Raw genomic sequence first — 14,106 nt, forward strand, 5'->3', positions numbered from 1 at the left:
TAATCTTTTTCAGATTCAATCAATAATTGAACCGCTCTTTCTCTGATTTCAGGGGCATATTTTAATTTTGTCATCGGGATAGTCTCTCAGAATATTGACTCTCCGACAAACCCGGTACGGTTCAAACAGTTCTATTGCCTGTTTTGGTAAAGGTACAACATGGGTAATACCACATTTCATTGTTTCGGCAGGCTTTATCCAGATTTTTTTCTCAAAGTCAAAATCTTGCCATTTTGCATAGCGCAATTCTTGTGGTCGCGGGAAAAGAATAACTAGTAACTCTAAAGCAATTGCTGTATGCGAATTTCTATAGCTTCGAATAGACTGCACCAACTCGGGCAGTTCCTGAAGACTGACATGCTTCATATTCCCTTTACTACCTTTATCAAGATACTTCAAAATTCCATCCAAAGGGTTCGACTCTATTTGTCCATGAAACTTTGCAAGATCATAGGCATTGCGACAATGTGAAACTAGTTTCTCTACACGATTGTAAATACTTTCACTTCTAAGCATATCCTGAAAAAATGTCAGCCATTGTTGAGGTGAAATTTTGGTGAAATCCAATTCACCAAAAACAGATAAGATACGTTTTTCAATTGATTGAGTTTCTTTCTTTATTGTTATTGCAGCCCAAGTTGTTTTCTTAGTATCAAGCCAGTCATACATCAAGCTTTTTAAATTAAGTTGTTGTTCCTCAATCTTTTGCAATTCAATTTCTTTTTTTGTTAATACTTTTTCATTTTGCTGTAACTTGAGAAAAATAGTTGAAGCTTCAAGTTTAGCTGCTACAAGCGATAACTGCGGATAACTTCCAATACTATGCCACTTCCACTTCCCAACCTCATCCTTGAAACGGACTTGCCAAGTTTTTTTCCCTTTTGGTGATACACGAAAATAAAGCCCAGCATCACATGAAATACGATACTCCTTATCCTCAGGTTCAAGATTAAGAAGATGGGTATCTTTGATTTGTTTGATGTTATCTAAAGCCGTTCTTTTCATAGCAGAATCTCTTGTATCCGAGTAATGCAGAAAGAGTATCGGATACAAGATTGGATACACAAGAGGGCCAAATAAAGCTGTGCATAGCCAAACATAGTTGTGCAAAAAGCAGAAATAAAAAACCCATGAATCATTATAATTCATGGGTTTATATATTAAATCATTACAAAACTGTGCATATGATTACAAAAAACTGGTGGGCCCACACAGACTTGAACTGTGGACCAACGGATTATGAGTCCGCTGCTCTAACCAACTGAGCTATAGGCCCTATATTCTGAAAGTGTTATATTTCAACAAGTTCAGACGAAAAGCATACTAGCGAAGATTTTTTTAAAAGACAAGCCTTTTTCTTCACGCTTGCACACTAACACAACAATTCAATGAAAGCTGTTTTAATACGGGAAAACATTGATCTATTTTTTTCGAAAAATGAGATCGATTAAATATGGCATATCTATTTTTTCAGCAGAGCCTAAAGCCAAACCTGAACAACAGAGAAAAGTTATCAATCCTGCAAAATAACCTTATAATAATGCCCATTCTTGCCAGTACAGTATGTATAAACGTTTGATTTGTACTGGCTTCACATTTTTAAGTCAATTTCCTTGGTAATTCGGCTTATGTTTTTGCATTTTTATGTGTTGCACGGACACATAAGAATATTTAGGTGCCCACATGGAAATTAAGGTTAATTATCTCGATAACCTTCGACAAGAAGCTAAATTTGACGACTTCACGGTAATTGCCGATCAACCTATTCGCTATAAAGGGGATGGTTCAGCTCCCGGACCATTTGATTATTTTTTAGCATCTTCTGCTTTGTGTGCAGCATATTTCGTTAAAGTTTATTGCGCAGCGCGCGATATCCCAACTGACAATATTCGACTTTCACAAAACAATATTGTCGATCCTGAAAATCGCTACAAACAAATTTTTAAAATCCAAGTTGAACTTCCAGCAGATATTTCTGAAAAAGATCGTCAAGGTATTTTGCGTTCAATAGACCGTTGTACGGTGAAAAAAGTTATTCAAACCGGACCTGAATTTGTTATTGAAGAAGTGGAAAGCATTGATGCAGATGCACAAGCATTGCTGATGCCAAGCCTTACTTCAGAAAGTACCACTTTTATTCCGGGTAAAGATCTGCCGTTAGAAGAAACCATTGCCAATATGTCAGGTATTTTGGCTGGTTTGGGCATGAAGATTGAAATCGCATCTTGGCGTAATATTGTGCCGAATGTATGGTCTTTGCATATTCGCGATGCACAATCTCCAATGTGTTTTACCAATGGCAAAGGTTCAACCAAAGAAAGCGCTTTGGCATCTGCTTTGGGTGAGTTCATTGAACGTCTGAACTGTAACTTCTTCTATAACGATCAGTTCTGGGGTGAAGAGATTGCCAATGCAGAATTTGTACATTATCCAGATGAAAAATGGTTCCAACCGGGGCCAGAAGGTGAGTTACCTGTTGAAATTCTCGATGACTACACACGTGAAATTTATAACCCTGAAGATGAGTTATTAGGAACTCATCTATATGACACCAATTCAGGGAATACTGCGCGTGGTATTTGTTCTTTGCCATTTGTACGTCAGTCTGATGGTGAAACAGTTTATTTCCCATCAAACTTGATTGAAAACTTATACCTTTCAAATGGGATGAGCGCAGGCAATACCTTGGCTGAAGCTCAAGTGCAATGTTTATCGGAAATCTTTGAGCGTGCGGTCAAACGTGAAATATTAGAAGGTGAATTAGCGTTACCGGATGTGCCTGAAGAAGTCTTGGCGAAATATCCAAGTATTGTTGCGGGCATTAAAGGGCTTGAAGAACAAGGTTTCCCTGTTTTAGTTAAAGATGCTTCACTGGGTGGGCAATATCCAGTGATGTGTGTGACTTTAATGAACCCACGTACAGGTGGTGTATTTGCTTCATTTGGTGCACATCCAAAACTTGAAGTGGCTTTAGAGCGTAGTTTAACTGAGCTATTACAAGGTCGCAGTTTTGAAGGTCTAAACGATCTACCAAAACCAACTTTTAGCTCAAATGCAGTCACTGAGCCAAATAACTTTGTAGAACACTTTATTGACTCAAGTGGTTTGGTGTCTTGGAAATTCTTTAGCGCACAATCAGACTATGATTTTGTAGAGTGGGATTTCACTGCAGAAGGTGAAAATGCCAATGCAGAAGAAGCAGCAGCGATGTTTGCTATTTTGGAAGAGATGGGTAAAGAAGCCTATATGGCTGTTTATCAACACCTAGGTGCAACTGCATGTCGTATTTTGGTGCCAGGTTATTCTGAAGTGTATTTGGTTGAAGACTTGGTTTGGGACAATACCAATAAAGCGCTAGATTTCCGTGAAGATATTTTGAATATCCATCGTCTTGATGAAGATGAATTGGCTGCTCTAGTTGAGCGTCTAGAAGAGCTTGAAGTAGATGACTATACCGACATTGTGACCTTAATTGGTATTGAATTTGATGACAACACCGTCTGGGGGCAATTAACCGTTCTTGAGCTAAAACTACTTATTTATATTGCCTTGCAAGAATTTGAAGAAGCGAAAGAATTGGTTGAAACGTTCCTTCAATACAATACCAATACGGTCGAACGTGGTTTGTTCTATCAATGTATGAATGTCGTGCTCGAAGTTGAATTGGATGATGACTTAGATCTTAATGACTATGAGCATAATTTCCGTCGTATGTTTGGTGACAAGCGTATGGATGCAGTGATTGGATCTATGGATGGCAGTATTTGTTTCTATGGCTTAACTGAAACCAATATGCAACTAGAAGGTTTAGATCGTCATTTACGTCTGATTGATAGTTATAAGAAGCTACATGCAGCACGTGCAAAATTTGCAAGTCAAAATGTATAAGTAAACATTAACTTATTAATTTTCAATAATGAAAAACTCTCCTGAATAGGGGAGTTTTTTTTCTTTGTTTTCGCATATCAAATAGAAAAATATAAGAGTATCAAAGAGTGAGGTGTTTAGTTTGCCAGCCGATTATCTGAATCTATCTCTAATTTTAGTAAAAATATTTGACTCATTGGAAAAATATGCTAATAAATTAGATGTGGCATGTTTCGGCATGACCGCCATATTTCAGGATGAAATATGAGAAGCACATCATTAAATTAAACGGGAGTTTTAAGAACATGCTTCATTTATTCAGAAAACTATTTTGCATGCATATTTATGAATACGAGCAAATGGAAGAAATTGGTTTGCACAAGGAATGTCGTAAATGCGGTGTAACGAAGTAGTCGTTCGTTTCAATCGAAAAAAAGTGAGCCGATGCTCACTTTTTTAATGCCTGATTATTGATATGTCTTTAAAATATACAGGTCAGTAGACATATGATTTAGGCGATATGAGTAAAGACTTTCAGGCAGAGCGTTACACGGTAGATGCGAATATGGCAGATACCATTACATGGTTGTTACAGCATCAAGATTGCTTTGAATCCTTTCATTATGACGCTGTTTCTAAGCAGTTGCTTGTTGAACACGCGAATGGACAAGACATTATCCGAGAAGGTGACTTTCTAAATGCCAGTTACGGTATATTAATTACAGCACATAATTTTGCTAAATAATTCGCCTTCTTAATTCATTTATCCCTAGATTAAGAAGCCCCAATATTGGGGCTTTTATTTTTTAAGCCATTTCCATTGCATTTGTGGAAAGCTGTGCAGCATTAGGTTTAGGTTTCTCAGCCACTAAGCCAAGTTTGGCAAACAAGATTTGATCTTTACCTTCGCCAGCATTTGGTGTGGTCAGAAGTTTTTCACCTGAGAAAAGTGAATTGGCACCTGCCATAAATGCCAAAGCTTGTTCTGAATCACTTAAGGATTCACGCCCTGCGGAAAGGCGAATATAGCTTTTAGGCATAATAATGCGAGCCACTGCAATGGTACGGATCCATTCAATGACATCGAGTTTTTCCACATCGGCAAGAGGCGTCCCTTGAATGGGCACGAGTAAATTAATCGGTACGGATTCAGGATGAATTGGAAGTGTCGCCAGTTCCATCAAAAAGGCAATCCGGTCATCACGATTTTCGCCCAAACCGACAATCCCGCCACTACAAATTTTCATGCCAGATTGACGTACATAATCGAGAGTAGCCAAACGATCATCATAGCTACGGGTGCTAATGACATTTGGATAGTATTCGCGAGATGTATCCAAGTTATGGTTATAGTAATCTAGTCCAGCTTTATGTAGGCGCTCTGCTTGTGATTGATTGAGCATGCCAAGTGTCATACAGGTTTCAAGTCCGAGTGCTTTGACTTCACGAACCATTTCTAATACATAAGGCATATCGCGTTCGTGTGGATTGCGCCATGCAGCCCCCATGCAAAAGCGTGAAGAACCGGAAGCAAGCGCTGCTTTTGCTTCATTAATGACTTTTTCCACCGCCATGCGTTTTTCAGCTTCTAAACCCGAGTCATAATGCGCGGATTGCGAGCAATATTTACAATCTTCTGGGCATTTACCTGTTTTAATGGAAAGCAGGGTGCTTACTTGAATATGATTGGCCTGGAAATGTTCACGGTGAATGCTTTGTGCTTGGAATAATAAATCCATCAGTGGTTGTTGGTACAACTCTTGTATTTCTGGATGTCTCCAGTCATTTCGGTAGCTCATAAATGATCCATATTTTCTGCCTAATGCAGATCATCATACGCAAAATTTGCAGACTTCCAAGACTGTTTTGTAAACTAATACATAGATAGAAAAAACGAAATTAGCATTTTAAAAGAAGTTTGAATTATTTTAGATGCTTACATAATTGTGTTAAATACCAACACAATCATCGCAAAGTTTATTTTTGAATTAAAGCGTGAATTGCATGGATCTCGTTGCTAATTATTTAGCACACAATAAACTTTGCAAGGATCTAGGAAATATAGATTGAAATAAGCTAAACCATTTTTGAGTTTTGTTCAGTTAACGCCCAATCAATATGAACTTGCACAATCGCATCATGTTTCTCACGTGTATTTTTTAGCGATTGTACAATATTTGAACTGTAGGGTGCATTACCTAAGCCAATTGCAATATTGCGCATAAAGCTTTGATAGCCTGTACGACGAATTGGACTGCCTTCAGTGCAACTTAAAAAAGTCGCTTCATCCCATTGCCATAGATCAAGCAAACTGACCTGATCCAGTCCGTGACGTGGGTAGAAGTCTTCAATTTTGGTTTTATGGGCAAAGCTATTCCATGGACAAATCAGCTGACAGTCATCACAGCCAAACACACGGTTGCCAATTCCGCGGCGTAATTCTTCTGGAATGATGCCTTTATATTCAATCGTGAGATAGGCAATACATTTGCGGGCATCAAGCATATATGGTTCAACAATGGCTTGGGTCGGGCAAATATCAATACACGCCGCACATGAACCACAATGTTTGCTTGCAGGTGTGTCAAAAGGTAAATCGAGAGAAGTAAATAATTCACCTAATACAAAGAAAGAGCCCGATTTTTTATGGATGAGCAGCGTATGTTTGCCAGTCCAGCCCATACCTGCATTTTCAGCGAGGGATTTTTCAAATACAGGGGCAGAATCGGCAAATGGACGTGATTCAAAATCACCAATTTTTTCACGAATAATATTGGAGAGAGTTTTTAAGCGTCCACGCATGACTTTGTGGTAATCACGACCACGCGCATAGCGGGCAATAATGGCAGCATTAGGCTCATCAGGAACATAACGTGGTTTAGGGGTTTCTACTAAATAATCCATGCGCACACAGATAATGCTACGCGTACCCGGAACCAATAGTGTGGGATTGGCACGCTTTTCCAGATTTTCCTCTAAGAACTTCATATCGCCATGGTAGCCACGCTTTAAATATTCTTTAAAACGCGGGAGTTCCTCTTGAGCATCAGGCTTGGCAATGACACAATCAGAAAAACCCAATTCTAAGGCTTGAGCTTTAATCCATGCTTTCAGCGTTTCTGGATCATATTGATCGACAGGAATTTTTTGTGCAGGAGTTGAAGCGGCCATAATCATAACAAGGAAAAACAATGCGTCCCCAAGTTTACCATAGCCCTGTTTATCATAGCCAAAGTATTCAAGCTTGGGAGCAACGCTGGTTTACGCAGCATAACAGCAGTTATGGCCTTATGCAGCAGGTGGCATGGTCTATTGCCCAGCGACTCATTCCAATTTTTATGGCAAATAACGTGCAACGTATAGCCGTTTGTTGTGGGCAGGGCAACAATGCAGGTGATGGCTATCTCACCTCAAAATATTTACAGCAGGCAGGCTTTCAGGTTGATATCTATGCTGCGGAAATGGGGGCATCTAAGGACTTACATCGAGCGGCACAAGAAGCATTAGATGCAAATATAAACATCTATCCGCATTTTAATTTTCAGACTGAATATGCAGCTTATATTGATGCTTTATTTGGAATTGGCTTAAACCGCGCACTTGATCAGCATTGGCAAGAAATCATTCATCGTTTAAATGCATATACAGGCTTAAAAGTTGCGATTGATATTCCGAGTGGCTTGCAATCCAATTCAGGTCAGCCTTTGCCTGTAGCCTTTCAAGCGGATTACACTTTTACTGCCTTGGGCTTAAAAGCGGGACTCTTTACAGGCCAAGGCAAAGAATATGCGGGAAAAATCAGTGTTATGGACTGTATTCCGACAGATGCTGCACTCACGCCACTCGCTTATTTATCACCACAACAGGTGCAATTGCCAGAGCGTCAAGCCTTTGGTCATAAAGGCAGTTATGGTCATGTCTTGGTGGTCGGTGGTCATGCACAAATGGGTGGTGCGGTCATTATGGCCGCCGAGGCAGCTTTTCATGCCGGTGCAGGGAAAGTGACCGTAGTTTGTGATGCACGTCATCACACGGCAATTTTATCGCGTGCGCCAAATATTATGCTTCGGGATATTAATGTGTTGAATGCGGCAGACATTAAAGAATTGATTGAGCATGTTGATGCAATTAGTTTTGGTATGGGGTTGGGGCGTGATGCTTGGGCGAAACAACAGTTTCAAGCATGGTTTGCCATGATACAACAATCGCAATTAGAAGTGGCATTGGATGCTGATGCCTTGTGGTTTTTAGCCGAAGCGCCGGAACCTTTAAAGGGGCAGACTTATGCAACACCGCATCCGGGTGAAGCTGCCAAATTATTGGGGATTTCCACGGCTGAAGTCGAAGCAGATCGTATTCATGCAATTCTGCAATTACAAGAAAAATACCGCGGGCAGTGGGTATTAAAAGGTGCAGGGAGTTTAATTCTTGAAGATCAGCTTTGGATTTGTACTGTAGGCAATGCGGGTATGGGAACGGGGGGGATGGGAGACGTGCTTGCAGGTATGGTCGCGAGTTTAAAAGCACAATTTCATGATCAAATTCATCTGCATGAAATCGTAACGCTGCATGCTTTAGCTGGTGATTACTTGGCCCAGTCGGGTATGCGTGGTCTACAAGCGCATGATATGGCACAAGCCGTTTATCATGTAGTCAACTACTCAAAGGACACAGATTAAAATGCATGCGGTTAAATTGTTGATTCAAGGTAAAGTGCAAGGTGTAGGTTATCGCCGTTGGTTTGAACAGCAGGCTATTAAGCTTGAGCTAAATGGCTATGTAAAAAATTTAACGACAGGGGAAGTTGAAGCGCTGGTGATTGGTACTGAAGAGGCTATTCACAAAATAATTAAACATAGTTTGGTCGGACCATTACGTGCCAATGTCACTAAAATTGATCAGCACGTCATCCCAATGCATGAATTGGATTATTCAGACTTTAAAATGATTCGTTAATAAGATAGTTTTTTTAAATTATCTTATAGTCTATTAGATACACGTTTACCTATATGTGTATTAACGACGACGGCTACTTACTCGACTACGTCCACGCGCCATACCGCCAAGCGCATTTAATACAGCCATTTTACTCATACTACCTGATGCGTGTGCATGGCAAATGGCTGCTGCTAAAGCATCGGCGGCATCTTGTTGCGGTTTGATACTGAGGTCGAGTAGGCGCATCACCATCATTTGCACTTGTTCTTTATCGGCAGCACCATAACCGACAACAGATTGTTTAATTTGACGAGCAGTATATTCTGCCACTTGTAAATCTAAATTGGTTAATGCCGCAATGGCTGCGCCACGTGCTTGACCCAGTTTTAATGCAGAGTCTGGGTTTTGTGCCATAAACACTTGCTCAACAGCAGCTTGCGTTGGGCCGTGAAATTTTACAATGCGATCAATACCAGCAAAGATTCGCTTGAGGCGTTCGGGCATTTCAGTGGTTTCGGTACGAATTGTGCCAGCATCAACAAAACGCAGTTTTGAGCCATCTTGTTCGATGATTCCATAACCAGTTAAGCGCGACCCTGGGTCAATACCGATAATTAATGACATGTTTGCCCTTTTCGCCCTTTAAAAATAAAATAATGCCCATATTGTTACATAAGCGTGTCAAAAAAGCTTGATAGTGATTGAGCAGTTGATTGCAACACCTTAAATTAATTTACTGAGATTTGTTTAATTTTCATGAAATTATTTCTTCTGATTTTAGCAGGCTTGATCCTGGAAGTGTTTGTTTGGATCGGTGTGGGCGACCTCGTCGGCAGTATGTGGTATGTCTTTTTCTGGTTCGTGGCTGCCTTCTTTATCGGTATGAATATTATTCGTAAATATTCATCCGGTCTGATGCCACAAATGCAGCAGATGCAAGCAGGTCAAATGGGTGCTGATCCAGCATTAACGGGCAATTTACCTAAAATTTTTGCAGGTTTCTTGCTGTTATTGCCTGGTTTAATCTCAGATATTATGGCGCTGTTAATCCTTATTCCACCTGTACAAAATGCAATGAAAGCTTTCATGATGAAAACAATGATGAAACGCCAGCAAGCGATGATGGAAAAAATGATGGGTGGCATGATGGGCGATATGGGAGGTATGGGTGGAGCTCAAGGTCAAAACCCATTTGCAGACATGATGCGTCAAATGCAGGATATGCAAAATCAACAATCTGGCCGTGATTCTTCAGTGATTGATGGTGAAGCACGTGAAGTAACATCTGATGCGAAACAGATTGAACTAAAAGATGTGAATAAAAAATAACGAACTCAGTTAAATAAAAAGCCGAACTTTGATTCGGCTTTTTTATGCGCGCTATTTAGCTTTAGAAAACATCACAAGACATTTCCGACACTTTTTTTGAACAGACGATATACTATTCAAGTTTTCAATTCCTCAGTCATATTTTCATGTCTATGTTACTTACCATCTGCGCATTACACTTTGTTGCGCAGTTGAGTCCTGGTCCTGATGTTCTATTAATTGCTAAAAGTGCTGCATCGACCACACGTGCAAATACCTTAAAAATTATTGCAGGTATTTCTGTTGGTATTGTTGTTTGGGTGGTATTGACCTTATTAGGCTTTACTGTACTGATTGAACAATTTCCATGGATTCAGCAAGTTTTAATGCTTGTGGGTGGTTTTTTCTTGGCTAAAATGGGTTGGGCAATGCTCAGTGGCGGCCTAAAAAGTCTTAATAAAGAAGCCAATTTGGATGATGGTCAGGGATTAAATCAGCAAAAAAAAGAAAACTACTTTTTATTGGGATTGTTTACCAATCTAGCCAATCCGAAAACTTTAATTTATTTTAGTAGTGTTTTTTCACTGGCACTTAGTTCATCAGCGGCTGGTAATTTAAAAGCGCAATTGGCTGTCATTATTCCCATTCAAACATTTTTGGTGTTTAGTTTGTTTATGATGATTATGTCTTTGCCTAAAATCAAAGCACTCTACCAACGTTCAGGTAGCTATATCGATGTTATCTCAGGTGCTTTATTTTTAGTTTTTGCTATTTGGTTGTGGTATGACGCAATGAGCATGTTTGGTCATTAAGCAAATAGAGTGGTTTTTTTAGAATTAAACGTTTTTAAGCCAAGTGAACTCGCTTGGCTTTTTTATTTTCAATTCGCTATTTTCGATGAAATTAACGAATTGAAGAATTACTTTTGTGCCAAATCGGGTTTTGTTGCTAATGGTTGTTCACATGATTGTAGTTGAGTAGATTCATTTGTCCCATTTTGATCACGGTAGCGATTAGGCTTTAATGTGGTTTCAGTATTCTCTGAACCCTTGTATGAGCGGCTACGATTAGCACGTTCACGTAAACCACCTTTTTTAATCAACTGAACCATATTTAAAACCTCATGACGATTTGACTATTTTAAATAATTTTAGAGATAAAGATAAGCATTCATCATATCTAAGTCATTGGTAAAGGGGATTGGTAGATGTATATATAAAAAAAGCCTACTAAATGTCAGGCTTTTTTGTTTTGTAGATGAAATATCTAAATTTAATTATTTAAAGTTTTAAACATAAATTCATTAACGATTTACTTTGTCGTCATGTTGTAGCACTTCAAAAATATTCAGCTGCGTTGTCGGTGCTTCGGCATCATGCTGTTGTAAATAGACTTGTACACTTTTAAATAGTATGGCCACAGCGAGACAGCTCAAAATACAGAATATCCAAAAGCCATAAGGGCTACGAATATTATGTGAGCCACATTCAGAACATTCTTTGTCGCTTGAAGCTAATACCTTGTTGCAACAAGCACAGTGATATTGATAGTGCATTGCCTTTCTCCATTCAGTCTAATTTGACCAACATTCTTGTTGTTATTGTCAATCATCGATCCGTGATGATTTTTTTATCATAATGTGTAAAGAGTGATCTGTACAAGTTTTAAACGGTTTGATTTGCTCATTATTGTGTAAGCGAAAAGAGCTATATTGATAAGTTTATGATTTTCATTTAATTAATAAATGAAACAATAGATGAATTTTCAGTCATAAAAAAAACCAGTCCGAAGACTGGCTTTTTTATTATTCAAATCAACTTATTGTCCTGAACGAATAATGTAATCGAATGCTGAAAGTGATGCTTTCGCGCCTTCACCTGTCGCAATGATGATTTGTTTGTAAGGTACTGTTGTACAGTCACCCGCAGCAAATACACCTTTCACATTGGTTTCGTTGCGATCGTTAATTACAATCTCTCCGCGGTTTGAAAGTTCTACTGCTGTTTCTTTTAAGAAGTCAGTGTTTGGTAACAAACCGATTTGTACGAAGATCCCAGCCAATTCAACAGTTTTGATTTCATCAGTTGCACGGTCTTTGTATTTCAAAGCAGTGACTTGTGAACCATCACCCACCACTTCTGTTGATAGTGCATTCATGATCACAGTGGTGTTTGGCAAGCTATTTAATTTGTCTTGAAGCACTTGGTCAGCACGAAGTTTGGTATCAAACTCAACCAAAGTCACATGCTCAACAATACCAGCAAGGTCAATTGCAGCTTCTACGCCCGAGTTACCACCGCCAATCACGGCAACACGTTTACCTTTGAACAATGGACCATCACAGTGTGGGCAGTAAGCGACCCCACGAGTACGGTATTCTTGTTCACCTGGAACATTCATTTCTCTCCAGCGTGCACCGGTAGAAAGAATCACTGTTTTAGATTCAAGTTTTGCACCGTTTTCTAAAGTCACTTCAACTAAACCGTTGGCAGTTTCATCAGCACCTTTAATGTTCGATACACGTTGCAAGTTCATGATATCCACACCGTACTCACGTACATGTGCTTCCATTTCAGCAGCAAACTTAGGGCCTTGTGTTTTCTGGATTGAGGTAAAGTTTTCGATGTCCATGGTATCCATCACCTGACCGCCCATGCGTTCAGCCACGATCCCAGTTTTAATGCCTTTACGTGCTGCATAGATCGCTGCAGTATTACCAGCAGGTCCACCACCAATCACCAACACATCAAATGCATCTTTGGCATTGAGTTTTTCCGCATCTTTGGCTGCCGCATTGGTATCCAGTTTGGCAATGATTTCTTCTAAAGTCATACGGCCTTGACCAATGTGCTCACCGTCTTGGAATACCATGGGTACAGCCATGATTTTGCGTTCTTCCACTTCGTCCTGGAAGAAAGCCCCATCAATCATGGTTGCTGTTGTACCCGGGTTATAGATAGCAATCAGGTTCAATGCCTGCACCACATCCGGACAGTTATGACAGCTTAATGATACGAATACGTCAAAGTCAGATTTGATCCCTAAGCCTTTAATCGATTCCAGAACTTCCGCAGAAACTTTGGGTGCATAGCCTGAAGTTTGCAGCAATGCCAGAATCAGCGACGTAAACTCATGGCCCATCGGTAGACCTGCGAAGAATACACGAGGCTGTTCACCGGCTTTTGCCACACCAAAGCTTGGTGCACGTTTGTTGGTACCATCAAAACGGGCAGTGACTAAATCAGAAAGCTGAGCGATTTCCTCAACCAGTTCTTTGATTTTGGCTGATTTGTCAGAGCCATCCAGAGTTGCCACTAATTCAATCGGGCCTTCCAAACGTTCAAGTAGTGTTTTTAATTGAGCTGAAGTATTTTGATCTAACATTGCTAACGTCTCCAAAGGAGTAAGAATTCATTCGATAAGTAGATACTAAGCTAAATCGATAAATAGATAAAACAGTTTGTTTTTATAAATTTGATCGGTTTTGCAAATGTATTGAAAAATTCATGATTAATTTCAAGCTTATATATGGGTGCTTAGCATGAATTTTCAAGTGGTTTAAAGTGTGATTGGTCTTTTTCAGTTAAGATTGGGATTCTGCATTTGAGAGTTGAACGATGGAATTACAACGCGGTATTTATCAACACTATAAAGGCAAACTATATCAGGTGTTTCATGTGGCGACACATAGTGAAACAGAAGAAAAATTAGTGGTTTATCAGTGTTTATATGGTGATTATTCAATGTGGGTGCGACCATTAAGCATGTTTACTGAAACAGTTGAGATAGAAGGTGAAGTGATTCCTCGTTTTAAGCTGATTCAAGATACACATTAAAACCAAGCTAGCTTTTTTGGAATTTATGAGTATAGGACTTACGCATTGACGGATTCAAAAAAGTATTAAAATACTTTATAAAGTATCTGTGATCAGACGAATTAAACATGCTTCTACAGCAACTTGTACATTACCCATTTATATGGGCTTTCTCATG

At 39.4% G+C, this 14,106-nt stretch carries 14 protein-coding genes and 1 tRNA gene; 7 read left to right on the top strand and 8 right to left on the bottom strand.

The window, feature by feature from the left end; all coding sequences use genetic code 11:
* Nucleotides 1–48: 48 nt before the first annotated feature.
* On the bottom strand, nucleotides 49–1,005 hold the full coding sequence (locus FTT84_RS14510; RefSeq protein WP_180081594.1) for an integrase arm-type DNA-binding domain-containing protein: 957 nt from the start codon (nucleotides 1,003–1,005) through the stop codon (nucleotides 49–51).
* Between the two features lie 194 nt (nucleotides 1,006–1,199).
* A tRNA-Ile gene (locus tag FTT84_RS14515) sits at nucleotides 1,200–1,276 on the bottom strand.
* Nucleotides 1,277–1,683: 407 nt separating this feature from the next.
* Here FTT84_RS14515 and FTT84_RS14520 point away from each other — a divergent pair.
* Both FTT84_RS14520 and FTT84_RS14525 read left to right on the top strand, forming a co-directional pair.
* Nucleotides 1,684–3,888, top strand: a complete 2,205-nt coding sequence (locus FTT84_RS14520; RefSeq protein ID WP_180081592.1) for an OsmC domain/YcaO domain-containing protein — start codon at nucleotides 1,684–1,686, stop codon at nucleotides 3,886–3,888.
* 499 nt (nucleotides 3,889–4,387) lie between these two features.
* Entirely contained in the window at nucleotides 4,388–4,612 is a 225-nt protein-coding gene (locus FTT84_RS14525; protein WP_067763309.1) for a hypothetical protein, read from the top strand.
* Nucleotides 4,613–4,673: 61 nt separating this feature from the next.
* On the opposite strand, the gene bioB is transcribed toward FTT84_RS14525, so the two are convergent.
* Nucleotides 4,674–5,666 (bottom strand): biotin synthase BioB, encoded by a 993-nt coding sequence (gene bioB / locus FTT84_RS14530; protein WP_180081589.1) that lies wholly within the window; start codon nucleotides 5,664–5,666, stop codon nucleotides 4,674–4,676.
* Between the two features lie 277 nt (nucleotides 5,667–5,943).
* Nucleotides 5,944–7,038: a tRNA epoxyqueuosine(34) reductase QueG gene (gene queG / locus FTT84_RS14535; protein ID WP_180081587.1), complete on the bottom strand. Its 1,095-nt coding sequence runs from the start codon at nucleotides 7,036–7,038 to the stop codon at nucleotides 5,944–5,946.
* A gap of 20 nt (nucleotides 7,039–7,058) precedes the next feature.
* Between queG and FTT84_RS14540 the strand changes: the two genes are divergently transcribed.
* Both FTT84_RS14540 and FTT84_RS14545 read left to right on the top strand, forming a co-directional pair.
* Nucleotides 7,059–8,546, top strand: a complete 1,488-nt coding sequence (locus FTT84_RS14540) for an NAD(P)H-hydrate dehydratase (protein WP_180081585.1) — start codon at nucleotides 7,059–7,061, stop codon at nucleotides 8,544–8,546.
* 1 nt (nucleotide 8,547) lies between these two features.
* A complete protein-coding gene (locus FTT84_RS14545; RefSeq protein WP_067763315.1) occupies nucleotides 8,548–8,823 on the top strand; it encodes an acylphosphatase in 276 nt (91 codons plus the stop codon).
* A gap of 60 nt (nucleotides 8,824–8,883) precedes the next feature.
* Here the strand turns inward: FTT84_RS14545 and ruvC are convergent, their stop codons facing one another.
* Nucleotides 8,884–9,429: a crossover junction endodeoxyribonuclease RuvC gene (ruvC, locus tag FTT84_RS14550; RefSeq protein WP_067763317.1), complete on the bottom strand. Its 546-nt coding sequence runs from the start codon at nucleotides 9,427–9,429 to the stop codon at nucleotides 8,884–8,886.
* 132 nt (nucleotides 9,430–9,561) lie between these two features.
* Here ruvC and FTT84_RS14555 point away from each other — a divergent pair, with 132 nt between their 5' ends.
* Together FTT84_RS14555 and FTT84_RS14560 are read left to right on the top strand one after the other, a co-directional pair.
* Nucleotides 9,562–10,134: an FxsA family protein gene (locus tag FTT84_RS14555; protein WP_180081583.1), complete on the top strand. Its 573-nt coding sequence runs from the start codon at nucleotides 9,562–9,564 to the stop codon at nucleotides 10,132–10,134.
* 146 nt (nucleotides 10,135–10,280) lie between these two features.
* Nucleotides 10,281–10,925 (top strand): LysE family transporter, encoded by a 645-nt coding sequence (locus FTT84_RS14560; protein ID WP_180081581.1) that lies wholly within the window; start codon nucleotides 10,281–10,283, stop codon nucleotides 10,923–10,925.
* A 107-nt stretch (nucleotides 10,926–11,032) separates the two neighbouring features.
* On the opposite strand, the gene FTT84_RS14565 is transcribed toward FTT84_RS14560, so the two are convergent.
* The 3 genes from FTT84_RS14565 to ahpF all read right to left on the bottom strand — a co-directional run bounded on the left by FTT84_RS14565 (nucleotide 11,033) and on the right by ahpF (nucleotide 13,497).
* A complete protein-coding gene (locus FTT84_RS14565) occupies nucleotides 11,033–11,224 on the bottom strand; it encodes a hypothetical protein (protein WP_180081579.1) in 192 nt (63 codons plus the stop codon).
* Between the two features lie 192 nt (nucleotides 11,225–11,416).
* Nucleotides 11,417–11,668: a hypothetical protein gene (locus tag FTT84_RS14570; RefSeq protein WP_067763325.1), complete on the bottom strand. Its 252-nt coding sequence runs from the start codon at nucleotides 11,666–11,668 to the stop codon at nucleotides 11,417–11,419.
* Nucleotides 11,669–11,931: 263 nt separating this feature from the next.
* Entirely contained in the window at nucleotides 11,932–13,497 is a 1,566-nt protein-coding gene (gene ahpF, locus FTT84_RS14575) for an alkyl hydroperoxide reductase subunit F (RefSeq protein ID WP_180081577.1), read from the bottom strand.
* Nucleotides 13,498–13,730: 233 nt separating this feature from the next.
* Here ahpF and FTT84_RS14580 point away from each other — a divergent pair, with 233 nt between their 5' ends.
* Nucleotides 13,731–13,949: a DUF1653 domain-containing protein gene (locus tag FTT84_RS14580; protein ID WP_180081575.1), complete on the top strand. Its 219-nt coding sequence runs from the start codon at nucleotides 13,731–13,733 to the stop codon at nucleotides 13,947–13,949.
* The last annotated feature ends 157 nt before the right edge of the window (nucleotides 13,950–14,106 follow it).

Source organism: Acinetobacter sp. YH01019 (assembly GCF_013420285.1).
Classification (GTDB): Bacteria; Pseudomonadota; Gammaproteobacteria; order Pseudomonadales; family Moraxellaceae; genus Acinetobacter; species Acinetobacter gandensis.